This is a genomic window from Dactylosporangium sp. NPDC049742, assembly GCF_040674675.1.
GTDB classification, from domain to species: Bacteria; Actinomycetota; Actinomycetes; order Mycobacteriales; family Micromonosporaceae; genus Dactylosporangium; species Dactylosporangium maewongense.
The window spans coordinates 1-23,609 of the sequence record NZ_JBFANF010000068.1 but is presented as its reverse complement, the minus strand read 5'-3'; the positions used below and the strand labels follow the sequence as shown (position 1 = coordinate 23,609).

Below are 23,609 nucleotides of genomic sequence, written 5' to 3'. Positions count from 1 at the left end.
GCCGAGTGGTAACGCCGCGGCCGGGTGGGGCGGTGTGGGTGAGATCCCGGGTGAGTCCCGGGCGGCGGGGGTCAGCCCGGTAAGGGCTGGCGGGCGGCGGTCGGGACGCGGGGGTTGCCGAGGTCGGCGCGGTGGCCGGCGGCGCTGCCCGCGTCGAAGCCGCCGCCCGTCAAGCGGCGGGGGCGGGCGGTGCGCAGGTCCGGATACTGCTCGTCGACCGCCACATCGACGGCGCGGCCCCGGTCGGCCAGGACGAGGGCCATGCCCGGCTGGTCGGGGGTGGCGGCGCGGTTGCGCTCGTCGGCCTCGGCGAAGCGGTGGGCGACCGCCGAGCCGAAGCCGATGAGCCAGGACCGGCGCCAGGCGGCGACCTGCTCGCCGGGCGGGACGGGCTCGGTGAGGACGCCGCGGGCCGCCTGGACGAGCAGGGACGCGAACAGCAGCTCGACGCCGGCGACGTCGGATTCGAAGCCGAACAGGTGCATGGAGATGCGCAGGCCGTCGCGGGTGCGGTGCTGCAGGCGGACCGAGCGGCAGCGCAGGGAGGTGGCGACCACGTGCAGGAGATGGGCCTTCTCGCGCAGATACGGCGGGTGCAGCTCGACCAGCCGGTTGCCGACGGTCTGCGGGCGCAGGCCGTCGGTGGCGGCGAGCAGTGCCTGATCGATGCCGTACTTACCGATGAGCTCGGCGGCCTTGGCGGTCAGCGCCTCGGCCTCCTCCCGCGTGCACGCGGGATCCTCGGCCTTGGCGAGCAGCTTCCGAACCTTCTCCAACACGAACAGAGGCTACCGCCGACCTACGACAATTCCGCCGCCGCGCCGTCCACGGAAGCCGGCGCCGGAGCCGGCTCCGACGCCGAAGCACCGGCAGGACGGGAACGCAGCTCGTGCCCCACGCTCGTCAGGCAGCGCCCGCTGGGCAGGTCGAACTTCCAGCCGTGCAGCTGGCAGGTGAGGGTGTTGCCGTCGACGATGCCGAAGCGGGTCAGGTCTGCCTTCAGGTGCGGGCACCGGCGCTGCACGACCCAGTCGCCCAGCTTGATGTCCTCGGCGTCGGGCTTCTGCTCGGCGAACCAGCCCTCCGCGTACTGCAGCCGCTCCTCCGACAGGCACTTGAAGAACGAGTAGACGAACTCGTTGTACTGGCCGATGCGGGTGGCGGTGAAGCGGCAGGACAGGAAGAGCGAGTTGACCCAGTCGACCTCCTCGATGAAGAGGAGGTGCTCGATGAGGGCGCGCTCGGTGCGGAAGCGGTAGCGGACCTTCTCGTCGGCGTACTGGCGGACCTGCTTGCCCGGGAAGTCCACGACGATCGACTCGACGGAGGTGCCGTCGTACCCCACCAGGTCGAAGCGGACCGGGCCGCCGACACCCTTCGCGAGGTAGACGGACTCGTCCAGCAGCGGCTCGATCCGCCGCTTCATCTCCTTGAGCACGTCGACCTCGGGGTGCCGCCAGGACGCCTTCGCGGCCTCGATGATCGGCCGCTTCCGGTCACGCATCTCCTCCAGGTGCTCCCGCTTGTGCGCGAAGAACTCCTCGACGTCGACGGGGTGCACGGTGGAGACCGAGTCGGGGGTCACCGTCATCACCGACCCGGGCAGCAGCACCGTGGAGTTGGTGCCGCCGTGCTTGGCGTACTCCTGCTGGAACACCCACTGGTCGGGGAAGATGTTGCCCTCGTCACCGAAGATGTCGTTGAACTGCCAGAGCTCGTCGTCGAGGAAGCACGGCGGCCCCGCGATGGGCACCACGTGCGAGGCCTTGAGGTCGTCGATGTACCGGAAGGTCCGGTCGAACTGCCGGTCGCGCTTCTGCTTGCCGAACGCGGTCTTCGCGGCCTGCGGCAGGTCGTAGACCATCGGGTACCAGATGGCGCCGGAGAACTGGAGCAGGTGCGCGTGCACGTGCCCGAGCTCGGCATACGTGGTGAGGTCGGTCGGGCGGGCGTCGTTCTGGTTGAGGATGCGGACGCCGTTGTGCTCGACCCACAGCGAGGAGTCACCGATCGGCCCGTCGGTCGGTGAGGTGAGCGCCTGGATCATGATCTTCAGGCCGCCGTCGAGCTCGTGGACGTGGTCGCTCTTCGTCTCCAGGAACCTGGTGAAGCCGAGCGCCTCGAGCTCGTCGCGCATCTCCGACGTGGGGAACTCGGGCAGCAGTACCGTCGCCTTCTTCGACACGAAGCGCTTCAGGTGCTCCGCGTCGAAGTGGTCCCGGTGCAGGTGGGACACGTAGAGGTAGTCGCAGTCGCCGAGCGTCTCCCAGTCGAGCAGGGAATTGTCGGGGAACGGGAACCACGACGCGAAGTACGCCGGGTTGACCCACGGGTCACAGAGGATGCTGCCGGCATCGGTGTCGATGCGCAGGCTGGCGTGTCCCGTCCCGGTGATCCGCACCGCGTTCCTCCCTCGAAACAACAACTGGCATGCCGCTCCGACGCTACCCGACCGACCCGCAACCGTCGGTCCGGGTGCCGCATGCCAGACTTTGTCGCGAAGCACACCTGCAGCGAAAGGACGCGTCGTGGCCGAGCACGAGCCTGTGACCTCTCCCGACCAGCACAAGCCGGGACACCCGCGGGCCGCCCGCTTCGGTGCAGCCGTCAGCGCGCTGCTCATCCTGGGGATGCTGGTCGGCAACCACCAGGGCCGGGTCGAGGACATCTGGTTGATCGTGACCGCCGGCGTACTGGTGCTCGCCCTCGTCGGAGACTGGGTGCTGCGCCGGAACGGCCTTCGGTAGTCGCTGGTCGTACATGCGGCAAAGGCGCACCGGAAGCACCGGTGCGCCTTTTCGCGTCTGCGCTCAGCGGCGGCGCATCACGAGGTCGCGGACCTCCTTGAGGGCGGCGTCGACCTCCGCCTCGAAGTAGCCGCCGGGCACCAGGTTGAAGTGCGACGGGTCGAGGTCACCGTCGGTGAGCGGGCCGCCACGGCCGGACAGTGACGCCATGACGCCCTCGAACAGCCGGTCGACCTGCGCGCGGTCGTAGCCGCTGCCGAAGCGGCGTAGCTGGAACGTGCGGCGCAGCTGGTCGATGCGGGCCACCTCGGTCGACTGGTGCTGCACCGGCGCGCCCTGGGGCGGGCCGCCGTAGGGCTCGCCATACGGGTCGCGGTCAGGGCCGCCGCCGCCATACGGGTCGCGGTCACGGTCGGGCGCGCCGCCGTAGGTCGCCGGCTCGGGCCGGTCGCGGTCCATGCGGATCTCGGCCGTCATGTCCGCGCGCGGCTGGCGCGGCGCCTCGTAGCCCCGGTCGTCGTCGAAGGCGCCACCGTACGTGGGCTCGTCGTAACGGCCGTAGTTCGGGTCGCGGGGCGGGCCGGCGGGAGCGGGGGCCGGCCGCGGCGGCAGGGGCGGTGGCGGCGCCATCGGCGGGGGGCCCATCCGCTCGGGCTGCATCCGCTCCATCGGGGGCGGACCCATCCGCTCCGGCTGCATGCGCTCCATGGGCGGGGGGCCCATCCGCTCGGGCTGCATCCGCTCCATCGGGGGCGGGCCCATGCGCTCGGGCTGCATGCGCTCGGGCATCCGCTCGGGGGCCATGCGCATCTCGCCGCTGCGCATCTCGCCGCCGCGGGCGTCGAGGGCGCGGCCGAAGCCACCGCCGCCGCGCTCCTCCAGCTCGGCCAGCTGGCGCTCGACCCGGTCGAGGTGCAGGTCGACCTGCCACTCGTCATATCCGCCGAAGCGCACCCGGAAGACCACGTCGTGGACCTCCTGAGCGCTCACCGGCGCGCCCATCGGGTCACCGGAGAGGGTGGCCTCGACCCGGTCGAGGAACGAGTCGACCTCGTCGACCTTGTATCCCCGCCGCAGCGCACGGCGCCGGAACCGCTGACCCTGACTCACTGTGTCTCCTCGTTCGCTCGCCGTGCTAGCAAGCCTGTTTCACGCTCTCCCACCTTGCCACCGTTTGAGGCGGCAAGCTGCCCGCAGGCCCCGTCGATCTCCCGGCCGCGGGTGTCGCGCACCGTGGTCGCGACCCCGGACGCCCGGAGGCGCCGGACGAACTCTCGCTCCACCGGCTTGGGACTAGCGTCCCACTTACTCCCGGGTGTCGGATTGAGCGGGATGAGATTGACATGCGCGAGACGGCCGGACAAGAGCCGGCCGAGCAAATCCGCCCGCCACGGGTGGTCGTTCACATCCCGGATCATTGCGTATTCAATGGACACGCGCCGACCAGTGCGAGCCGCATACTCCCACGCGGCATCAAGCACTTCGGCGACCTTCCAACGTTGGTTGACCGGCACGAGCGTGTCGCGCAGATCATCATCGGGTGCGTGCAGCGACAGCGCAAGCGTCACCGACAGCCCCTCCTGCGTCAACCGGCGCATCGCCGGGACCAGCCCGACGGTGGACACGGTGATGTGCCGTTGGGAGAGTCCGAGCCCTTCCGGGGCGGGGTCGGTGAGCCTGCGGACCGCCGCGACGACCCGGTTGTAGTTGGCGAGCGGCTCGCCCATGCCCATGAACACGACCCGCGACAGCCGGTCCGGGCTGCCGGGCAGGACCCCGCGGGCGGCCATCCCGGCGAACCAGACGACCTGGTCGACGATCTCCGCGGTGGAGAGGTTGCGGGTGAGCCCGGCCTGGCCGGTGGCGCAGAACGGGCACGCCATCCCGCAGCCCGCCTGGCTCGACACGCACACCGTCACGCGGTCTGGATATCCCATGAGGACGCTCTCGACGAGGGAGCCGTCGTGAAGCCGCCACAACGTCTTGCGGGTCGCCCCGTCGTCGGTGGCTTTCTCATGTACGGGGTGCAGCAGCCGCGGCAGCAGCGCTTCCGCGATCGCGTCCCTGCTCCTGGCGGGGAGGTCCGTCATGTCGGCGGGGTCGCGGACCAGCCGGCCGAAGTAGTGCGCCGACACCTGCCCCGCGCGGAAGGCCTGCTCCCCCAGCTCGGCGACGGCGGCCCGGCGCCCGGCGAGATCGAGGTCGGCCAGGTGACGCGGTGGCATGGTCGCCCGGCGGCCGTCACTCGTCGTGCCGGTCGCGGTGGATTCGAGGTTCAGAACGGGGAGCTGTGTCATGACGTCTTCAAGTGTCCCATGCCGAGTCGCGTGATCTTCAGTACCGCTGGCCAAGGGCACTAGGACGGGGGCACCAGGAACGCCAGAACGGCGTACGCGGTCGGCAGGGCGAGCAGGATCGAGTCCAGCCGGTCCATGAGCCCACCGTGACCCGGCAGCAGGTTGCTCATGTCCTTGACGCCCAGGTCGCGCTTGATCAGCGACTCGCCGAGGTCACCGAGCACCGACGCGGCCGCGACCGCGACCCCGAAGACGACCCCGTGCCACCAGACGGCGTCGGACAGGAGCAGCGGAATCGCCACCGCGCTGCCGGCGCCGGTCCACACGACCGACCCCGCGAAGCCCTCCCACGACTTCGCCGGGCTGACGGAAGGCGCCATCGGGTGCTTGCCGAGGAAGACACCGGTCACATATCCGCCCGTATCGGACAGCACCACGGCGACGATCGTCACCAGGACCCGCACCGCGCCGTCGGAGACGTCCTTGCCGGGGTGCGCGAGCAGCGCCGCGAAGGCGCCGAGGAACGGCACGTACACCGCGATCAGGGCACCGGCGGTGACGTCCCGCTGATAGTCGCGGGGACCGCCGGCGAACCGCCACACGAACACCGCCAGCAGCGTCAGGAGCAGGCCGACCGGCAGGACCTCGGCGCCGCCGAACCAGGCGAGCACCACCATGGCCGGCCCGCCGACGAGCAGCGGCGCGAGCGGCGGCCTCGCCTTGTTGACGCTGACGGCCCGGACCATCTCCCAGATGCCGACCAGGACGGCGAGCACCACCAGTCCGAGGAACGCCGGGATCCACACGAAGAGCGAGGCGATGACCGCACCGCCCAGGCCCACGCCGACACCGATCGCGGCGGGAAGGTTGCGGCCGGCACGGCGCTTGGGTTTCTCGCCGGCCGGCGCTGGTTCGTTTGGCATAGACGCCTCGGGCGCGGCATCAATGTGCCGCGCCCTGGTCGAAGGGTTACCGGGGGGCGTCATCAGACCTCGAGGAGCTCTGATTCCTTGTGCTTGAGCAGCTCGTCGATCTGGGCGACGAACCTGTGCGTCAGGTCGTCGAGCTCCTTCTCGCCGCGGCGCCCGTCGTCCTCGCCCGCCTCGCCGTCCTTGACGATGCGGTCGAGCTCTTCCTTGGCCTTGCGGCGCACGTTGCGCACGGCGACCCGGGCGTCCTCGGCCTTGTGCCGCGCGATCTTGATCATCTCGCGGCGCCGCTCCTCGGTCATCTGCGGGAGGTTGATCCGGATCTGCGTGCCCTCGTTGTTGGGGTTGACCCCGAGGTCCGAGTCGCGGATCGCCTTCTCCATCGCACCGATCACCGAGGCGTCGTACGGCTTGATGATCGCCATACGGGGCTCCGGGATGGCGATCGACGACATCTGCGGCAGCGGCGTGGGCGTGCCGTAGTAGTCGACCATCACCTTGCCGAACATCGCCGGGGTCGCTCGGCCGGTCCTGATGACCGCGAACTCCTCCTTGGCGTGCTCGATCGCGCGCTCCATCTTCTCTTCGGCCTCGAAGAGAGCTTCTTCGATCACGTGGTCTTTCCTCCTCGATCCGGGATGGGCTCAGCGGTGATGAGCGTGCCGATCCTCTCACCACTCAACGCGCGAGCCACGCTGTCCTCCCCCTCGGCGCCGAACACGAGCATCGGCAGCGCGTTTTCCTGGCAGAGGCTGAACGCGGTCTGGTCGACGACCCGCAGGCCCTGGAGCAGGGCATCGGCGAACGTCAGGCTGTCGAGTTTGCGGGCCGTCGGGTCGGTACGGGGGTCGGCCGTGTACACACCGTCGACGCCGTTCTTGCTCATCAGGACCGTGTGCGCGTGGATCTCCAGGGCGCGCTGCACGGCGACGGTGTCGGTCGAGAAGTACGGCATGCCGGCGCCGGCGCCGAAGATCACGACCCGCCCCTTCTCCATGTGCCGGATCGCGCGGCGCGGGATGTACGGCTCCGCGACCTGCGCCATGCTGATCGCGCTCTGCACCCGCGTGTCGATGCCTTCCTTCTCCAGGAAGTCCTGCAGCGCGAGGCAGTTCATGACGGTGCCGAGCATGCCCATGTAGTCCGCGCGGGACCGGTCCATGCCGGCCCGGGACAGCTCGGCGCCCCGGAAGAAGTTGCCGCCACCGACGACGACGGCCACCTGGACACCGCGGCGGACCACGGCCGCGATCTGGCGGGCCATGTGCCGCACCACGTTCGGGTCGACGCCGACGGCGCCACCGCCGAACACCTCGCCGGAGAGCTTCAGCACGACGCGTCGCACCCCGATCGGGGCCGGCGTCAGTGCCTGCCTTGCCGCTTCCACAGCGGTGTGCGTCATCTGGGCAACCTCTCCGTGTCCGTTCTGCCGCTGGAAGGGGATATGACGAGGGGGTCCCGGCATCCAGTGTGGATTCCGTGACCCCCTCCGCGCCCTGCTATCAGGCCTGGCCGACCTCGAAGTGGACGAACCGTGTCACCTCGATGCCGGCTTCGGCCAGCACCTGCTTGACGGTCTTCTTGTTGTCGCTGACCGACGCCTGCTCGATGAGGACGAAGTCCTTGAAGAAGCCGTTGACCCGGCCCTCAATGATCTTCGGCAGGGCGCCTTCCGGCTTGCCCTCCTCGCGAGCGGTCTGCTCGGCGATGCGACGCTCCGACTCGACCGTGTCGGCCGGGACGTCCTCGCGGGTCAGGTACTTCGGCCGCATGGCCGCGATCTGCATCGCGATGCCACGCGCGTCGGCGAGGGCGGCCTCGTCGTCCTTGCCGGTGAACTCGACCGCGACGCCGACCTGCGGGGGCAGGTCCGGGCTCTTGCGGTGCATGTAGATCGCGACCGGCGAGCCCAGCACCGCGAGGCGGTTGATGACGAGCTTCTCGCCGATGCGCGCCGACTCGGTCTGGATCAGCTCGGCCACCGTGCTGTCGCCGAGCTTCGAGCCCAGCAGGGCCTCGACGTCGGCCGGCTTGGTCTCGTCGATGTGCTTGGCCAGCTTCTGGCCGAGCTCGACGAACGCCTCGTTCTTGGCGACGAAGTCGGTCTCACAGTTGATCTCGACCAGGCCCGTGCCGACGTGGGCGACCAGGCCGTTGGCCGTGGTGCGGCCGGCACGCTTGCCGACGTCCTTCGCACCCTTGATACGCAGCAGCTCGACGGCCTTGTCGAAGTCGCCCTCTGCCTCCTCGAGCGCCTTCTTGCAGTCCATCATGCCGGAGCCGGTCAGATCGCGGAGTCGCTTGACATCCGCGGCGGTGAAGTTGGACATGACTCTCTCTCGCTTGAGTTCGCCTTGACGGCTCGTGTCAGGCCTGGGTGGGTTCGGCGGCGGGAGCGGCGTCGTCGGGCTTGGCACCCTCGAGCAGCTCACGCTCCCACTCAGCGAGCGGCTCGTCGCCGGCCACGACGCCCGGCTCGGGCTTCTGGTCGGCACGGGTGGCGCGGCCCGACCGGGCGATGAGACCGTCCGCGACCGCGTCCGCGACCACGCGGGTCAGCAGGGCGGCGGAGCGGATGGCGTCGTCGTTGCCCGGGATCGGGAAGTCGACCTCGTCGGGGTCGCAGTTGGTGTCGAGCACGGCGATGACCGGGATACCCAGCTTGCGGGCCTCGTCAACCGCGATGTGCTCCTTCTTGGTGTCGATGACCCAGATCGCCGACGGGAGCTTCTGCATGTCGCGCAGACCACCGAGCGTGCGGCTCAGCTTGGTCTGCTCGCGCGACAGCTGCAGGGTCTCCTTCTTGGTGTAGCCCTGCGCGGTGCCGGTGAGGTCGAGGGACTCGAGCTCCTTCATCCGCTGCAGCCGCTTGTAGACGGTCTGGAAGTTGGTCAGCATGCCACCCAGCCAGCGGTGGTTGACGTACGGCTGACCGACACGCGTCGCCTGCTCGGCGATCGCCTCCTGCGCCTGCTTCTTCGTGCCCACGAACAGCACCGAGCCGCCCTCGGCGACGGTGTTGCGGATGTAGTCGTAGGCCTTGTCGATGTAGTCCAGCGTCTGGCGCAGGTCGATGATGTAGATACCGTTGCGCTCCGTGAAGATGAAGCGCTTCATCTTCGGGTTCCAACGGCGGGTCTGGTGTCCGAAGTGCACGCCGCTTTCCAGCAGCTGACGCATGGTCACAGCCATGTTCGTGGGATCCTTTCGATCCTGGTTTCCACGACGGTCCGGTCGGTCCGCCGTCCTGGCGCCCGGTCGTCGGCCGTCTCACCCGACCCAGCGCGTGGCTGCGGATCGGGACCAGGGCGGCCGCCGCCCTGATTTCTGGCCCGGCGCGAGAAAGCGGCGGGCTGCGGGAGGGCGCGCGAGGTCGACCGTGCGTGCACGGTCGCCGTCCGGAAGTGTACGCGCAGTCGCCGCCGACCCACGAATCCGCCCCCGGCTGCCGCGCCGACCAGGCCGGTCCGTCACCCGGCAGGGCCTCGTCCGCCCACCGCGGCGGAGGGCCTCGGTCGCCGGTTCGGCGCTCGCCGGTCAGCCGGTCGTCGGCTCGTAACGCGGACAGGGCCGCAGCCCATCGGGCCGGACAAGCCGCGGCCGGTCACGTGCCGGTCATGTGCGCTAGCCGCGGCCCGTCCGGTGGACAGACCGCGGCTGGTCACGTGGGAACAGTGCGGCCGGTCAGGTGGACAGGGCCGCGGCGATGAACAGCAGCACCGCGATCGGCAGGTACGCCAGCGGCGTCCGCAGCCAGGCCCGTGCCCCCGAGGCGGCGGCCGCGGCGCCACCGATCAGCCCGTACAGGCCGAGGGCGAACATCGGCAGCCCGAGGATCATGAAGATGCTCGCGAGCGTCCCGGTGGCCTCGATCTTGTCGGCGGTCATAGCGGTCAGGAACAACCGCAGCACCGGCACCTCGAAGACGATCGTGAGCAGCACCAGCACGACGGCCAGCCCCGGCCGCTTCGACCGGTACACCGCACCGCCCGGCTCCGCGGCAGCGGCGGCGGGCGCTGCCGACGGCGCCGGGATCGCCGCGGTCAGGGTCGTCGGCGCCGCGAACGCGTCCTGCTGGCTCTGCTGAGCCTGCTGGCCGTACCCGCCCTGCGGTGCCGCCGGAGGCGCCGGCACCGTGGGCACCGTCACCACGGGCGACGACAGGGCGTTCACGGGCGCGCTCGGGGCACCGCCGGACACCGGCCGCTGCAGCGTGCTGCGGTCGATCGCCTCGGACCGCCGCGACCTGGAGACCGACTCGGCGGCCTCGGGGTGCTCGGGAGCAGGCGGGAGCGGGGCGCTGAACTGCCCGCTCGGGCTGTCGCCGTACGGCAGGGCGTCGCCGCCGTACCCGCGGGACGCGCCGCGCGGCTCCGGGACCCGGTAGCCGTCGTCGTACTCGCGCTCGTCGGCGTACCGCGTCGGCGTGTAGCCGCGGTCGTCCCCGTAGCCTCGGTCGTCGCGCGACCGGTCGTCCCGGCGGTCGTCGCGGCGATCGCCGCGGCCAGGCTCGTCGTATCCACGGTCGTCCGGGTACCAGCGGGGCTCCGCATCCGGGTCCGGGGAGTAGTTCCGGCGTCCATCCACGGTCCGTCACGGTAGGCGGTCCGGATGATCCCCGCCACTCCGGTGTGCTGCCGGATATCCGCCGGTGACGGTCCTGGGCAACTCCAGCAGTGACCGGCGTCGCATACTCGGTGGGTGACTGACGCCTCGCGTGATCAACTCGTCGCCCGGATGCGCCCCTTCGGCACGACCATCTTCGCCGAGATGTCGGCACTCGCGGTCCGCACCGGCGCGGTCAACCTCGGCCAGGGCTTTCCCGACACCGACGGCCCCGCCGCCATGCTCGACGCCGCCGCCGAGGCCCTCCGCTCCGGCCGCAACCAGTACCCGCCGGGCCCCGGCGTCCCCGAGCTCCGCGCGGCGATCTCGGCCCACCAGAAGGCGTTCTGGGGCCTGGACTACGACCCCGACGGAGAGATCATCGTCACGGCCGGCGCGACCGAGGCGATCGCCGCCACCATCCTCGCCCTCTGCGAGCCCGGCGACGAGGTCGTCTGCTTCGAGCCCTACTACGACTCCTACGCCGCCTCCATCGCCCTCGCCGGCGCGGTCCGCCGCCCGGTGACCCTGCGCGCCCACGACGGCGGCTACGCCTTCGACCCGGCCGAGCTGCGCGCCGCCTTCGGCCCCCGCACCCGGCTCGTCCTGCTCAACACCCCCCACAACCCGACCGGCAAGGTCTTCACCCCCGACGAGCTGGCCCAGGTCGCCGCCCTCTGCGAGGAGTTCGACGCGGTCGCCGTCACCGACGAGGTCTACGAGCACCTGGTCTTCACCGACGCCGACGCCCCCCACGTGCCGATCGCGTCCCTGCCCGGCATGCGCGTCCGCACGCTGCAGATCTCCTCCGCCGGCAAGACCTTCTCCTGCACCGGCTGGAAGATCGGCTGGATCTGCGGCCCCCGCGACCTGGTCTCCGCGGCCCTGCGCGTCAAGCAGTTCCTCACCTTCGTCAACGCCGGCCCCCTCCAGCCCGCGATCGCCGTGGCCCTGAACTCCCCGCCCTCCTACTACGAGCAGTTCCGCGACGACCTGCAGCGCAAGCGCGACCGCCTCTGCGAGGGCCTGACCGCCGCCGGCTTCGCCGTCCTCCGCTCGGAAGGCACCTACTTCGTCACCGCCGACATCACCCCCCTCGGCGGCACCGACGGCGTCGACTTCTGCCTCGCCCTGCCCGACCGCTGCGGCGTCGTCGCCGTGCCCACCCAGGTCTTCTACGACGACGCCACCGCCGGCCGCCACATCATCCGGTTCGCCTTCTGCAAGCGCGACGAGGTCATCGAGGAAGCCATCACCCGCCTCGGCCGCCTCTGACCCCGCCGCCGTCACCTGATCGCGGGCTTGGCAGGCCACAGTCGTCGACCGACGAACGGCCCAGCACCACGCCCAGCCCGCTGAACATCCACGAACCCGGCCGACCCGCCTGATCAGCGAACACACCTGGCTGCCGACGCCGCCAGACACAACACCCCGGACACGAGCCCGCCCAGACGCAACCCGGCCCAGACCCGACACGACAACCCCGGACACGACCCCCGCCCGGCCGCGACCCCGCCCAGACCCGACCCCGCAGGCCGCGACGCCGCCCGGCCGCAACGCCGCCTGACACGACAACCCCGGACACAACCCTCGCCCGGCCACAATCCCACCCAGACCCGACCCCGCAGGCCGCGACGCCGCCCGGCCGCAACGCCGCCCGGAGGCTCGGGGCGAACCGGCGACGGCCGATGGCGAGGGCTGCGGGCCGGGCGTCCGCAGCCCAGACAGGGCATCCCGGGCGACCCGGTGCTCCTTCCGCGGGGGCGGTCTGGCGACTGCTCGGGAGCGCGCCGGAGCGGGAGCGGCCGGCGTGTGTGGTGGACAGGGCGGCCGGCTGACGGGATGCCGGGTCGGAGCGGCGGTCACGAGCGGGGCTTCGGGGCGAGGCGGTAGCCGTCTTCGGAACTGACGACGAAGCCGTGCTGCTCCAGGACGGGAAGGGTCCGGCGGGCGGCGCGGGTGGCGACGCCCGCGATGGCGGCGATCTCCTCCGCCGAGCGGGCGGCGCGAGGGGCCACCGCGTCGAGGACCCTGGCCTGGGTGGCGTCGAGGGCGTCCTCGGGGCGCTCGTCGCCGTGGATGGGGTCGGCGAGCTCCCCGAGCCGGCCGACCTCCTCGACGATCTCGTCGACGCGGGTGACGAGCACGGTGCCGGGGGTGCGGAGCTCGACGTGGCAGCCGACCGACATCGCCGAGGTGATCGGGCCGGGGACGACCATGGCGGAGCGCTCCAGGCGGCGGGCGTAGGACAGCGTGTTGCGGGCGCCGCTGCGGGAGCCGGCCTCGACCATCACGGTGCCGCGGGTGGCGGCGGCGATGACACGGTTGCGGGTCAGGAACCTGGTCTTGTGCGGCCGGGTGCCCGGCGGCCACTCGGTCAGCAGGAGCCCCTCCTCGGTGATGCGCTCGAACACGGCCGCGTTGGAGACCGGGTAGACCTGGTCGATGCCGCAGGCGAGCACCGCGCAGGTCACCCCGCCGGCGGCGAGGGCGCCCCGGTGGGCGGTGACGTCGACGCCGAGCGCGCCGCCGGAGACCACCGCCCAGCCGCGCTCCGCCAGGCCGAACGCGAGCTCCGATGCGACGAACTCGCCATAGTGGGTGATGGCCCGGGCACCGACCACGGACACCGACCGCTCCAGGGCCTCTTCGAGCCGGACGGGCCCGCGCAGCCACAGGCACAGCGGCGGGTCGGTGTCGCGGCGGAGCGCGTCGGCGCCGTCGCGGCTGACCCGGGTGAGGTCGTCGAGCGCGGCGGGCCACTCGTCGTCGACGGCGGTGACCATGCGCGCGCCGAGCCGGCCCGCCCGCTCGGTCATCTCGCCGGCCAGGGTGAGGGCGACCCGCTCGGCCCACGCGTCGGCGGAGCCGGTGCGCGCGTCGAGCAGGGTGGCGTCGAGGCGGGCGTGGACCGCGCCGGCGAGCGCCTCGGTGACGCCGTGCCCGTGCAGCACCATGACCAGCGCCTCCGGCGCCCCGACAGCCCGCACCAGCAGCCCGAGCTCCCGGCTGCCGGGCTCCACCAGATGGGCCAGCGCCAGCCGCGCCGCCCGGTCGATGTCGCTCATCGGCCTCTCCTCGACCGCATCTCGAGGGCCTCGTGGACGTCGTCGATGGTGGGGCGGTCGCGGCCGTCGAGGTCGGCGACGGTCCACGCGACGCGGGTCGCGCGGTCCATGCCCCGGGCCGACAGCTGGCCGCGGTCCATCGCGGTGGCCAGCGGCTGCAGCACGGTGCGCGGCAGCCGGAAGCGCCGGTCGCGCAGGACGGCGGCGGGGACCTCCCCGTTGGACCGGGCGTGCGGCGCCCACCGGCGCGCCGCCGCCTGCCGCGCCCGCACGACCCGCGCCGCGACGGTCGCGGACGACTCGGCCGGCTCGGTGCCGAAGAGCGCCGCCGCGCGCACCGCGACGACGTCGACCTGCAGGTCGACCCGGTCCAGCAGCGGGCCGGAGAGCCTGGACCGATACCGGACGCGCACCCCCGGCGGGCACTGGCACATGGCGTCGCCGCCGGGCCGGGCGCACGGGCACGGGTTGGCGGCGAGGACCAGCTGGGCCCTGGCGGGATAGACCGTCTCGCCGTGGACCCGGCGCAGCCGCACCTCGCCGTGCTCCAGCGGCTCGCGCAGGGCGTTGAGGGCGCTGGCCTGGAACTCGGCGCACTCGTCGAGGAACAGCACCCCGTGATGGGCGAGGCTGATCGCGCCGGGCTTGGCGATGCCGGAGCCCCCGCCGACGAGCGCCGCGATCGAGGACGTGTGGTGCGGTGCCTGCAGCGGCGCCCGGCGGATCAGGCCACCGTCGGCCGGCAGCTCGCCGGCGACCGAGTGCAGGGCCGTGACCTCGATGGACTCCTGCTCGGTGAGCTCGGGCAGGATGCCGGGCAGCCGCTGGGCGAGCAGCGTCTTGCCGGCGCCGGGCGGGCCGAACATCGCCAGGTGGTGCCGGCCGGCGGCGGCCAGCTCGATGGCGCGGCGGCCGCGCTCCTGACCGAGGACGTCGGCGAGGTCGGCCGGCGGGCGCTGCGCCGGTGGCGGCTGCGTGGGCGGGTCGAGCAGCGTCTCGGTGCCGTGGACGAAGCCGATGATGCGGCCGAGGCAGTCGGCGGCGCGGACCCGCACGTCGGGCACGAGCCGCGCCTCGTCGACGTTGCCGGGTGGGACGACGACGAGGCCGGCGCCGGCGCGGCTGGCGGCGAGCACGGCGGGCAGCACCCCGCGGACGGGCCGGAGGGTGCCGTCGAGGCCGAGCTCGCCGAGGATGACCGCGTCGACCAGCAGGCGCGTCGGCAGGTCGGCGCCGGCGGCGAGCACGGCGAGCGCCATGGCGGTGTCGAACCCGGAGCCGTGCTTGCGCACGTGGGCGGGCAGCAGGTTGACCGTGATGCGCTGCTGCGGCCAGGTGGCCCCGGAGTTGTGCACGGCGGCCCGGATGCGGTCGCGGGCCTCGGTGAGCGCGGCGTCGGGCAGGCCCGACACGACGAGGCTCGGCAGCCCGGGCGCGACGTCGGCCTCGACCACGATCACCTGCCCGACCACCCCCTGCAGGGCGACGGAGCGGATCTTCGCGTAGCCCATCAGAAGACCCCGCGGAGGTGCCGCACGCCGACGGTGTCGGCGCCGAGCAGGACGGCCACCACGTCGAAGCGGACCTGCCGCCGGTCGCCGGCGCCGTGCGTGGCCAGCCAGCGGGCGGCGAGCCGGCGCACGCGGCGGGCCTTGTCGGCGCTGACCGCCTCCGCCGGCGCCCCGAACTTGGCGCCCCGGCGGGTCTTCACCTCGACGAACACCAGCACCGGCCCGTCGCGGGCGACCACGTCGAGCTCACCGGACGGGCAGCGCCAGTTGCGGTCGAGGGGGACGAGGCCGCGGGCGATGAGGTGCCGCACGGCCAGGCGCTCGCCGAAGCGGCCCACGATCTGGTTGGTGTTGGTCATGTGGGGAGCCTGCCGCGTTTCGCGGAACGGGGCGCGACGCGAGCGGGCAACCTGTGGACAACGGGCCGCTTGTGGAAAACGGGAACGTCACAGCGACAGGCGCCACTGCTCCTCGGCGACGTCCACGCCGTACACGAACGCCGGGGTGGCGCTCTCGAGCACGAACCCGGCCCGCTGGTAGATGCGCCGGGCGGAGAGCAGCACGTCCTGCGTGTAGAGCACCATCTCCCGGTACCCGGCCCGGCGCGCGAACCGCACGCACTCGTCCACCAGCGTGCCGCCGACGCCCATCCCCCGCGCCGCCGGCTCGACGAACAGGAGCCGGAGCTTCGCCACGCCCTCGTCCGCCCGTACGCAGAAGATCGACCCGACGGGAGCGCCGTCGACCTCGGCGATCCACCCCGCCTCGGTCCGCGGGTCGTGCGAGGTCGCGTAGTCGGCGACGATGCGGGCCACCAGCGCCTCGAAGGTGGCGTCCAGCCCGTACTCCGCGGCGTAGAGCGCGCCGTGGCGCTGCACGACCCAGCCCAGGTCGCCGGGCAGCGGCGGCCGCAGGACCACGGCTCGCGGCGGCAGGACACCCTCGAACACCGACCGGATCGTGTCCATCGCGCCGACCAGCCGCCGCCGGTCGACCTCGCCGACGGAGGCGAGCAGCCCGGCGATCTGCTCCTCGGAGCGCGCGTCCAGCGCCGCGAACGCCTCCCGCCCGGCCGGCGTCAGCTCGATGCGGCGGCGGCGCGCGTCCGATGCGGACCGGGACCGCGCGACGAGCCCGTCGGCCTCCAGCCTGCCGAGGATCCGGCTCAGGTACCCGGCGTCGATGTCGAGCAGCCGCCGCAGCTCGGCCGTGTCGTGCGCGCTGTCCATGGCCAGCTCGTACAGCACCCGCACCTCGGCCAGCGAGTAGGCGGAGTCGTGCAGACCGGCCCGCAGCACCCCGATGAGGTTCGTGTAGTAGCGGTTGAACTCCCGTACGGCCGCGACAGTCATAGTTGACATAGTCAACGACTTTCCTGACGAAGTCAAAGAATTCAAGGCGATATCGCACAGCGATAGCGGGCACTATCGTGGGTGGCATGACTGCCCCTGCCGACAAGCTCGTGGAGCTGCTCGAGACGCTCCCCGCTCCCACCCGCCAGGAGATCACCGCCTGGCTCCTCGACCGTGGCACGCCGGCCCAGGTCGGCGGCGGCAACCTGCTCGCCGCCGCCGTCGAGATGCGCGCGGGCGTGCTGAACAACGCCCTCGGCGGCGCCCTGCCGGCGGGCGAGGAGAGCCAGCTCGTCACGTTCCGCCTGCCGACCGAGCGGCACGCCGAGCTGCGCGCCTGGTGCGCCGAGCACGGCTTCACGATGGCGGCGGTCGTCCGGGGCCTGATCGAGCGGTTCCTCGAAGACCAGCTCCGCCGCAAATGAGCCGCAAGAGCCGCGCATGAGCCGCACGAGCCGCACGAGCCGCAACAGCCGCAACAGCCGCACATGAGCCGGAAGAGCCGCACATGAGCCGCAAACCAGCACCGCCGCAGACGACCGGCGTCGCGGCCCAGCGCCAAGCGCTGCCGGACGACATGCGCACCGCGGTCGACGACTTCGCCCGCCACCTCGCCGCCGAGCGCAACCGCTCCGAGCACACCGTCCGCGCGTACGTCGGTGACGTCGTCTCCCTGCTCGACCACGCCTCCCGCGCCGGCACGACCACCCCGGGCGAGCTGACGCTGGCGGTGCTGCGCGGCTGGCTCGCCCGCCGGCGCGCGGCCGGCGCCGCCCGTGCCAGCCTGGCCAGGCACGCCGCCGCCGCGCGGACGTTCACCGCCTGGGCCCACCGCGAGGGCCTGCTCGCCACCGACCCGGGCCAGCGCCTCGCCAGCCCGAAGGCGCACCGCGACCTGCCGACCGTGCTGCGCGCCGACCAGGCCGAGACGCTCGTGACCGCGCCCGCGGGCCGGGACGACGCCGTGGGGCTGCGCGACCGGCTGGTGCTGGAGCTGCTGTACGCCACCGGCATCCGGGTCAGCGAGCTGTGCGGCCTGGACGTCGGCGACGTCGACCGGATGCGCCGCGTCGTGCGGGTCATCGGCAAGGGTGACAAGGAGCGCGCGGTGCCCTACGGGCTGCCCGCCGAGCAGGCGCTGACCGAGTGGCTGCGCAGCGGCCGCCCGGCCCTCGCCGGCCCCGCGAGCGGCGCGGCGCTGCTCCTCGGCGCGCGCGGCGGCCGCCTGCAGCCCGCGGCCGCCCGGCGCCTCGTCGACGGGCACGCCAGGGCGACCGGCCTGCCGCACACCTCCCCGCACGACCTGCGCCACTCCGCCGCGACCCACCTGCTCGAGGGCGGCGCCGACCTGCGCTCGGTGCAGGAGCTGCTGGGGCACGCCTCGCTGGCCAGCACCCAGATCTACACCCACGTGTCGATCGAGCGGCTCCGGTCCGCGTACGAGCAGGCCCACCCCCGCGCCTGACTCCGGCAACGCGACCCGGAAGGACGGAACAGGACCTTAAGATCGTGGATATGTCCGCTCCGGAGCCGATTCCCGGCGCACGCCTGCTGTTCTCCAACGACGCGGCGGTCGCGCAGCTCAACCACGGCTCCTTCGGCCTGGTGCCGATCGCGGTGCAGCGGGCCCAGCAGCGGCTGCGCGACGAGGTGGAGGCCAACCCGCCACGGTTCTTCAGCGTCGGCCTGGAGGAGCGCATCGCTCACGTGCGCCGGCATCTCGCCGCGTTCGTCGGCGCCGACCCCGGCCTGACGGCTCTCGTGGACAACGCCACGACCGGCACGTCCACGGTCCTCGCCGCCCTCGGCGGCGGTGACGGTGGCGGCAGCGAGGGCCTCGGCAGCGGCGACGAGATCGTCACCACCGACCATGGCTACGGCGCGGTCGACCTCGCCCTGGACGCCTTCTGCCGGCGGACCGGCGCGAGCCGGAGGGTGGCCCGGGTGCCGCTCGCCCCCGACGACGACGCCGCGGTCGAGGCGGTCCTCGACGCCGTCACCGGCAGGACGCGGCTGGTGGTCGTCGACCACATCACCGCGGCGACCGCGCGGGTGCTGCCGGTCCGCAGGATCGTCGAGGCGGTCCGCGGCCGCGCCGGCGATCGGGCCGCGGTCCTGGTCGACGCCGCGCACGCGCCCGGCATCCTGCCCGACCCGGTCGCCGGCATCGGCGCCGACTTCTGGGTCGGCAACCTGCACAAGTGGGCCTACGCACCCCGCGGCACGGCGCTGCTGTCGGTGGCGCCGCGCTGGCGGGAGCGGCTCCAGTCGCTGGTCGTGTCCTGGAACCAGGATGCCGGCTTCCCCGACAGCCTGGAGTGGCTGGGGGCGCGCGACTACACGCCGTGGCTCGCCGCGCCGACGGGCCTCTTCGTGCTGCGCTCCCTCGGCATCGACGCGGTGCGCCGGCACAACGCCGCGCTCGCCGAGCACGGCCAGGCCCTGCTGGCCGAGGCCCTCGGCGAGGCCGTGCCGCCGCGGACCGGGCTGCCGATGACCGTCGTGCCGCTGCCGCAGGGCGCGGTGACGGAGCCGGCGGCGGCCACCGCCCTGCGCCGCAGGATCTCCGACGAGCTCGCCACCGAGGTCGGGCTCGCCGCCTGGCGCGGCCGCGGCTACCTGCGGCTGTCGGCGCAGGTCTACAACCGCGAGGACGACTTCCAGCGCCTCGTGGAGGGCCTGCCCAAGCTGCTGCGACGCTAGCGCGGCAGGAGCCGGACCCGGCCGCGGCGCAGCAGCGTCAGCGGGTCGAGATACACCTCCCCGGAGCGCAGCCCCCAGTGCAGGCAGGCGGTCGCCGGGCAGCCGGCGTGGCCGGGCCGCAGCGTGCCGAGCGGGGTGCCGGCGGAGACGGCGGTGCCGGCCTTCACGGAGGGGTCCACGGGCTCGTAGGTCGTGCGCAGCCCTCCCGGGTGCGACACGCTCACCACCGGCCGCCCGGCGACCATGCCGGCGAACGCGACCACCCCCGGGCCCGCGCTGCGCACCACGGCGTCCGGGGCGCCGCGCAGATCCACGCCGCGATGTCCGGCACCATACGGTCCGGGTGGCGGCTCGAACCGGCGGACCACCGCCACCGGCGGCCCCAGCGGCCAGCGAAACGCCCCCGGGCCACCGTCGGGCACCGCAGGTGCGGCACGCGCGGGAGCGCCAGGGGCGACAGCGGGGACAGCGAACGACAGCGCTACCAGTACCAGCGCCAAGAAGCGGAACGGCATGCGACGAAGCTATGCCGATCCCACCCGCTCCCTCGCCCGCCGGCCCGTCGGCCTGTGGACAACAGAGGCCTTGTGGACGAGCGGGCGGGAAGCGTCAGCCTCCGAAGCCGTTGTCGGGCAGCGAGATGTCGGGCTTCTCCAGCTCCTCGACGTTGACGTCCTTGAAGGTCATCACGCGGACGTTCTTCACGAACCGGGCAGGACGGTACATGTCCCAGACCCAGGCGTCGTGCATCTCGACCTCGAAGTAGACCTCGCCGTCGGAGTTGCGCACGTGCAGATCGACCTGGTTGGCCAGGTAGAACCGGCGCTCGGTCTCCACCACGTACGAGAACTGGCGGACGATGTCGCGATACTCCCGGTAGAGCTGGAGCTCCATCTCGGTTTCGTACTTCTCGAGATCCTCGGCGCTCATCGCGGTCCGCCTTCCATAGCCACATTGTCGCCCACTTGCGCCGGCACCGTCGCGGCCTCGCCGGGCGCCACGCCGACGTTACCGCGCCTTTGCCTCCGCTGCCCCACCGCCGCCACGTTCGCGTAGGAGAAACGATGCTCCGCACACGGCCCGTGCGCAACGAGCGCCGCCTGGTGCACCGGGGTGCAATACCCTTTGTGCTCGTCGAAGCCGTATTCAGGGTGGGTGGCGTGCAGCCCCCGCATGATCCGGTCCCGGGTGACCTTCGCCACCACGCTCGCCGCCGCCACACAGGCGGCGACCTGGTCGCCCTTCCACACGGCGAGGCCGGGCGTGCCGAGCCCGTCGACCCGGAAGCCGTCGGTGAGGGCGTAGTCGGGGCGCTCGGCGAGGCCGGCGAGGGCGCGCCGCATGCCGGCGAGGTTGGACACGTGCAGCCCCCGGCGGTCGATCTCACCCGGCGGGATGATCACCACCGACCAGGCGAGGGCCCGGGCGACGACCTCGGCGTAGATCCGCTCCCGGGCCGCGGCGGTGAGCAGCTTCGAGTCGTTGAGCTCCTCGATCTCGCCGCGGCGGCCCTGCGGAAGGATGACCGCGGCCACCACGAGCGGCCCGGCGCAGGCGCCCCGGCCGGCCTCGTCGGCGCCGGCGACCCGCTCGAAGCCGCGCCGCTGCAGCGCCCGCTCCAGGGCCCACAGCCCGGCGGCTCGGTGCACGACGGTGCGGGGAGGCGCCAGCATCACGCCACCTCCCGCAGCAGCGACGGCAGGTCCGGCGGGTAGAAGCGCTCGCCCGAGCTGGACAGCGCGTCGACCGACCACCACCGGGCCTCGTCGATGCAGCCCTGCTCCACCTCGTTGAGCCGGGACAGGTCGACCGCCGTCCCGGTGGCCCTCGCCACGAAGAACGACTGCTCCTGCGAAAACCATTCGCCGTCGAACGGGAAGGAGACCGTGTCGGTGCGCACGGGGCCGATCAGGTCGGCCGGCGCGAACCGCAGCCCGGTCTCCTCGAACGCCTCCCGCACGGCGGCGTCGAGCGGGGTCTCCCCCGGCTCCAGCCCGCCGCCCACGGTGAACCAGTAGGTGTGCGACGGGCGCGCGGGGTCCCACCCGTGCAGCATGAGCACGCGGCCGTCCGGGTCGAGCAGGAGCACCCGCGCGGCCCGGCGGTCGATGTGTCCCCCGTCGTGGGTCATACGACGAGACTACGACGTCTCACTTCGCAGTCGGCGCCGGCACCTTGTCGAAAGTCTCCGGCGCGCTGAGCCATTTCGCCCTGGAGAAGGGCCAGAAAACCACGAACGCCCTGCCCACGACGTTGTCCTCGGGGATCGTCGCCTGGACGGGGTCCTTGTACCGGACGAAGTTGTACCGCGAGTCGCCCGATCTCGACCGGTGGTCGCCCATCACCCACAGCCGCCCGGCCGGCACCGTGACGTCGAACTGCTCCTCGCTGGGGAGATCCTGCAGCCCGTTCTCGTCGGCGTAGATGTAGGTCTCGTCGAGGGCCTTGCCGTTGACGGTGATGCGCTGCTTGTCGTCGCAGCACACGATGTGGTCGCCGCCGGTCGCGATGACCCGCTTGATGAAGTCCTCCTCGGACGGGTCGTTGCGCCACGACGCGGGCGCCTCGAAGACGATCACCTCGCCCCGGTGCGGGGAGCGGAAGTCGTAGACGAGCTTGTTGACGAGCACGCGGTCGCGGATGAGGAGGGTGTTCTCCATCGACTCGGACGGGATGTAGAACGTCTGCAGGACGAACGCCCGCACCACGACGGCGACGATGATCGCCACGCCCAGCAGCACTGGCAACTCGCGCCAAAACGTGTTGGGGCGCTTGGTCTGCTCGTCAATCACGCCCTGAAGGGTACGTGCTCGTCACCATTGGCGACGTCTCAACCGCTCCTGACGCGCCGAACGGGTCGAAACCGTGAGAGTCACCGCGAGTGGTGCAAGCACCATATCGGGCACCAAAGGTAAATCAGGCGTTCTGGTGACTCGCGGGCCGACCGAGGCCGAAGCGCTCTTCGGCACGTTCTTGAATGTGTCCGGTACCGGCAGCCAGGCCCACCGCCCGCTCGGCCACAGGATGACGAAGGCCCGGCCGATGACGTTGTCGATCGGCACCTGCCCCTGGCAGCGGGAGTCCTGCGAGACGCCGCGGTGGTCGCCCATCACGAACATCTGCCCCGGCTCGACCTTGATCGGGCCGAAGCGGCGCGCCGTGCACTGCTTCGGGTTGGGGGTGGCGTCCAGGGGTGAGTCCTCGTAGACATACGCGGACTCGTCCAGCGGGTAGCCGTTGACGAAGACGCGGCCCTGCACGTCGCAGCAGGAGACGGTGTCGCCGGGCAGGCCGATGACCCGCTTGATGAAGTCCTTCTCGCCCGGCTGGCTGAAGCCGACCAGGTCGCCGACCGTGCGGCCGAGCTCGGCGAAGAAGCCGGCGTCCTTGTCGACCTGGTTCTCCGGCGCCCAGTTGGCCGGGCCCTCGAACACGACGACCTCGCCGCGCTGAGGCTCGCGGACGTCGTAGAGCACCTTGTTGACCAGCACCCGGTCGCCGACGAGGAGGGTGTTCTCCATCGAGCCGGACGGGATGAAGAACGCCTGCACGAGGAACGTGCGGATGAGCACCGCCAGGCAGAACGCGACGATCAGCAGCAGCGGCAGCTCCTGCCACAGCGGCATGTTCTTGCGCTTCTTGCGGACCTTGCTGCTCCACGAGGCGGCGGAGCTGTCGTCGTCGTAGGCGCCGCGGCGGCCGGCGGACGCGCCCCGGCCACGGTAGGAGCCCTGCTCGCCGGAGCGGCCTTCGTAGCCGCCGCGGTCGTCGCGGCCGTACCCGCGGTCGTCATAGCCGCGATCGTCATAGGCCCGATCGTCGTAGCCCCGGTCGTCATAGCCCTGGCGGTTGCGGCCGCGCGCGTCATAGTCGCGGTCGTCATAGCCCCGGCCGTCCCGCCCCCGGTCGCCGTACCCCTGGTCGGCGTAGCTCCGGTCCTCGAACGCGCGGTCGCGCGCGACCGGCGGCTCGTCGCGGTCCCAGCGGCCCCGGCCGGACTCGCGCCCGCGGTCGCCGTGCGGGTCGTCGTCCCAGGACCGGGCGGGCCGGTTCCAGTCGCCGCCGCGCTGGTCGTCCCGGTCCGGGTCGCCGCCACGGTGACGCCCCCAGGCGTCGAACGCCGGCTGGGACTGCCCCGCCTGCGTCTGCCCCCAGTAGTCGTGGTCCGGGTAGTTGTTGCCGCCGAAACCAGGACGCCCACGCTCCCCGCCCTCCTGATCCAGGGGGCGGCGGCGTGGGTGTATGTCATCGCCGCGATCGTCGTAACCATCGCGGCCGTAGTCGCTTGCCATCGGCGTCAGCCTAAAGGCACAAGACCAAAATGGGGAGCCCGGCGCCGGTTGACCGGTAAGCGAGCTTTGCGGGCAACGACGACGGGGTGGGGCCCTGGTCGGGTG

At 72.3% G+C, this 23,609-nt stretch carries 24 protein-coding genes and 2 pseudogenes; 5 read left to right on the top strand and 21 right to left on the bottom strand.

The window, feature by feature from the left end; translation table 11 throughout:
- Positions 1–71: 71 nt before the first annotated feature.
- Together AB0J72_RS48445 and AB0J72_RS48440 are read right to left on the bottom strand one after the other, a co-directional pair.
- Positions 72–779, bottom strand: a complete 708-nt coding sequence (locus AB0J72_RS48445; protein WP_363412698.1) for a DUF2786 domain-containing protein — start codon at positions 777–779, stop codon at positions 72–74.
- A 20-nt stretch (positions 780–799) separates the two neighbouring features.
- Positions 800–2,395 carry a Rieske 2Fe-2S domain-containing protein gene (locus tag AB0J72_RS48440; protein WP_363412765.1) on the bottom strand — a complete coding sequence of 532 codons (1,596 nt, stop codon included), beginning with the start codon at positions 2,393–2,395 and terminating at the stop codon, positions 800–802.
- A 133-nt stretch (positions 2,396–2,528) separates the two neighbouring features.
- Between AB0J72_RS48440 and AB0J72_RS48435 the strand changes: the two genes are divergently transcribed.
- Positions 2,529–2,747, top strand: coding sequence for a DUF2631 domain-containing protein (locus AB0J72_RS48435; protein ID WP_363412696.1), 219 nt, complete (start codon positions 2,529–2,531; stop codon positions 2,745–2,747).
- Between the two features lie 63 nt (positions 2,748–2,810).
- Here the strand turns inward: AB0J72_RS48435 and AB0J72_RS48430 are convergent, their stop codons facing one another.
- From AB0J72_RS48430 to AB0J72_RS48395, 8 genes and pseudogenes are all read right to left on the bottom strand, one after another.
- Positions 2,811–3,857, bottom strand: coding sequence for a DivIVA domain-containing protein (locus tag AB0J72_RS48430; RefSeq protein ID WP_363412694.1), 1,047 nt, complete (start codon positions 3,855–3,857; stop codon positions 2,811–2,813).
- On the bottom strand, positions 3,854–5,044 hold the full coding sequence (gene rlmN / locus AB0J72_RS48425) for a 23S rRNA (adenine(2503)-C(2))-methyltransferase RlmN (RefSeq protein WP_363412692.1): 1,191 nt from the start codon (positions 5,042–5,044) through the stop codon (positions 3,854–3,856). Before rlmN ends, AB0J72_RS48430 begins: the two co-directional genes overlap by 4 nt.
- 59 nt (positions 5,045–5,103) lie before the next feature.
- Positions 5,104–5,922 (bottom strand): annotated as a pseudogene (locus AB0J72_RS48420) (phosphatidate cytidylyltransferase); the annotation flags it as partial.
- 107 nt (positions 5,923–6,029) lie between these two features.
- Positions 6,030–6,587: a ribosome recycling factor gene (frr, locus tag AB0J72_RS48415; RefSeq protein ID WP_344507912.1), complete on the bottom strand. Its 558-nt coding sequence runs from the start codon at positions 6,585–6,587 to the stop codon at positions 6,030–6,032.
- Positions 6,584–7,375, bottom strand: a complete 792-nt coding sequence (gene pyrH / locus AB0J72_RS48410) for a UMP kinase (protein ID WP_344507914.1) — start codon at positions 7,373–7,375, stop codon at positions 6,584–6,586. Before pyrH ends, frr begins: the two co-directional genes overlap by 4 nt.
- Positions 7,376–7,475: 100 nt before the next feature.
- Positions 7,476–8,303, bottom strand: a complete 828-nt coding sequence (tsf, locus tag AB0J72_RS48405) for a translation elongation factor Ts (RefSeq protein ID WP_363412689.1) — start codon at positions 8,301–8,303, stop codon at positions 7,476–7,478.
- A 37-nt stretch (positions 8,304–8,340) separates the two neighbouring features.
- Positions 8,341–9,165, bottom strand: coding sequence for a 30S ribosomal protein S2 (gene rpsB, locus AB0J72_RS48400; protein WP_344507918.1), 825 nt, complete (start codon positions 9,163–9,165; stop codon positions 8,341–8,343).
- 492 nt (positions 9,166–9,657) lie between these two features.
- Positions 9,658–10,560, bottom strand: coding sequence for a hypothetical protein (locus AB0J72_RS48395; RefSeq protein ID WP_363412687.1), 903 nt, complete (start codon positions 10,558–10,560; stop codon positions 9,658–9,660).
- Positions 10,561–10,674: 114 nt separating this feature from the next.
- On the opposite strand from AB0J72_RS48395, the gene AB0J72_RS48390 reads away from it, so the two are divergent.
- A complete protein-coding gene (locus AB0J72_RS48390; RefSeq protein WP_363412685.1) occupies positions 10,675–11,853 on the top strand; it encodes a pyridoxal phosphate-dependent aminotransferase in 1,179 nt (392 codons plus the stop codon).
- Between the two features lie 587 nt (positions 11,854–12,440).
- On the opposite strand, the gene dprA is transcribed toward AB0J72_RS48390, so the two are convergent.
- The 5 genes and pseudogenes from dprA to AB0J72_RS48365 all read right to left on the bottom strand — a co-directional run.
- Positions 12,441–13,646 (bottom strand): DNA-processing protein DprA, encoded by a 1,206-nt coding sequence (gene dprA, locus AB0J72_RS48385; RefSeq protein WP_363412683.1) that lies wholly within the window; start codon positions 13,644–13,646, stop codon positions 12,441–12,443.
- The gene (locus tag AB0J72_RS48380) at positions 13,643–15,157 is read right to left on the bottom strand and encodes a YifB family Mg chelatase-like AAA ATPase (RefSeq protein ID WP_363412681.1); all 1,515 of its coding nucleotides are present in this window, start codon (positions 15,155–15,157) and stop codon (positions 13,643–13,645) included. Before AB0J72_RS48380 ends, dprA begins: the two co-directional genes overlap by 4 nt.
- Positions 15,157–15,516 carry a YraN family protein gene (locus AB0J72_RS48375; RefSeq protein ID WP_363412679.1) on the bottom strand — a complete coding sequence of 120 codons (360 nt, stop codon included), beginning with the start codon at positions 15,514–15,516 and terminating at the stop codon, positions 15,157–15,159. Before AB0J72_RS48375 ends, AB0J72_RS48380 begins: the two co-directional genes overlap by 1 nt.
- Before the next feature lie 87 nt (positions 15,517–15,603).
- On the bottom strand, positions 15,604–16,173 hold the full coding sequence (locus tag AB0J72_RS48370) for a GNAT family N-acetyltransferase (RefSeq protein ID WP_363412763.1): 570 nt from the start codon (positions 16,171–16,173) through the stop codon (positions 15,604–15,606).
- 36 nt (positions 16,174–16,209) lie between these two features.
- Positions 16,210–16,509, bottom strand: a pseudogene (locus AB0J72_RS48365) (helix-turn-helix domain-containing protein); the annotation flags it as partial.
- Positions 16,510–16,595: 86 nt separating this feature from the next.
- On the opposite strand from AB0J72_RS48365, the gene AB0J72_RS48360 reads away from it, so the two are divergent.
- From AB0J72_RS48360 to AB0J72_RS48350, 3 genes are all read left to right on the top strand, one after another.
- Positions 16,596–16,934 (top strand): hypothetical protein, encoded by a 339-nt coding sequence (locus AB0J72_RS48360; protein ID WP_363412677.1) that lies wholly within the window; start codon positions 16,596–16,598, stop codon positions 16,932–16,934.
- 83 nt (positions 16,935–17,017) lie between these two features.
- Positions 17,018–17,974 (top strand): tyrosine recombinase XerC, encoded by a 957-nt coding sequence (locus AB0J72_RS48355; protein WP_363412675.1) that lies wholly within the window; start codon positions 17,018–17,020, stop codon positions 17,972–17,974.
- 50 nt (positions 17,975–18,024) lie between these two features.
- Positions 18,025–19,212, top strand: coding sequence for an aminotransferase class V-fold PLP-dependent enzyme (locus tag AB0J72_RS48350; protein WP_363412673.1), 1,188 nt, complete (start codon positions 18,025–18,027; stop codon positions 19,210–19,212).
- On the opposite strand, the gene AB0J72_RS48345 is transcribed toward AB0J72_RS48350, so the two are convergent.
- The 6 genes from AB0J72_RS48345 to lepB (AB0J72_RS48320) all read right to left on the bottom strand — a co-directional run bounded on the left by AB0J72_RS48345 (position 19,209) and on the right by lepB (AB0J72_RS48320) (position 22,838).
- A complete protein-coding gene (locus tag AB0J72_RS48345; protein WP_363412671.1) occupies positions 19,209–19,727 on the bottom strand; it encodes a M23 family metallopeptidase in 519 nt (172 codons plus the stop codon). The two genes, AB0J72_RS48350 and AB0J72_RS48345, sit on opposite strands and share 4 nt — an antisense overlap.
- 94 nt (positions 19,728–19,821) lie before the next feature.
- Positions 19,822–20,142: a DUF2469 domain-containing protein gene (locus AB0J72_RS48340; RefSeq protein WP_033357832.1), complete on the bottom strand. Its 321-nt coding sequence runs from the start codon at positions 20,140–20,142 to the stop codon at positions 19,822–19,824.
- Positions 20,139–20,885, bottom strand: a complete 747-nt coding sequence (locus tag AB0J72_RS48335; RefSeq protein WP_363412669.1) for a ribonuclease HII — start codon at positions 20,883–20,885, stop codon at positions 20,139–20,141. Before AB0J72_RS48335 ends, AB0J72_RS48340 begins: the two co-directional genes overlap by 4 nt.
- The gene (locus AB0J72_RS48330; protein WP_363412667.1) at positions 20,885–21,343 is read right to left on the bottom strand and encodes an NUDIX domain-containing protein; all 459 of its coding nucleotides are present in this window, start codon (positions 21,341–21,343) and stop codon (positions 20,885–20,887) included. The genes AB0J72_RS48335 and AB0J72_RS48330 overlap by 1 nt, the downstream gene beginning before the upstream one ends.
- A 19-nt stretch (positions 21,344–21,362) precedes the next feature.
- Positions 21,363–22,004, bottom strand: a complete 642-nt coding sequence (gene lepB, locus AB0J72_RS48325) for a signal peptidase I (protein ID WP_363412665.1) — start codon at positions 22,002–22,004, stop codon at positions 21,363–21,365.
- A gap of 21 nt (positions 22,005–22,025) precedes the next feature.
- Positions 22,026–22,838: a signal peptidase I gene (gene lepB, locus AB0J72_RS48320; protein WP_344508182.1), complete on the bottom strand. Its 813-nt coding sequence runs from the start codon at positions 22,836–22,838 to the stop codon at positions 22,026–22,028.
- Positions 22,839–23,609 lie beyond the last annotated feature (771 nt).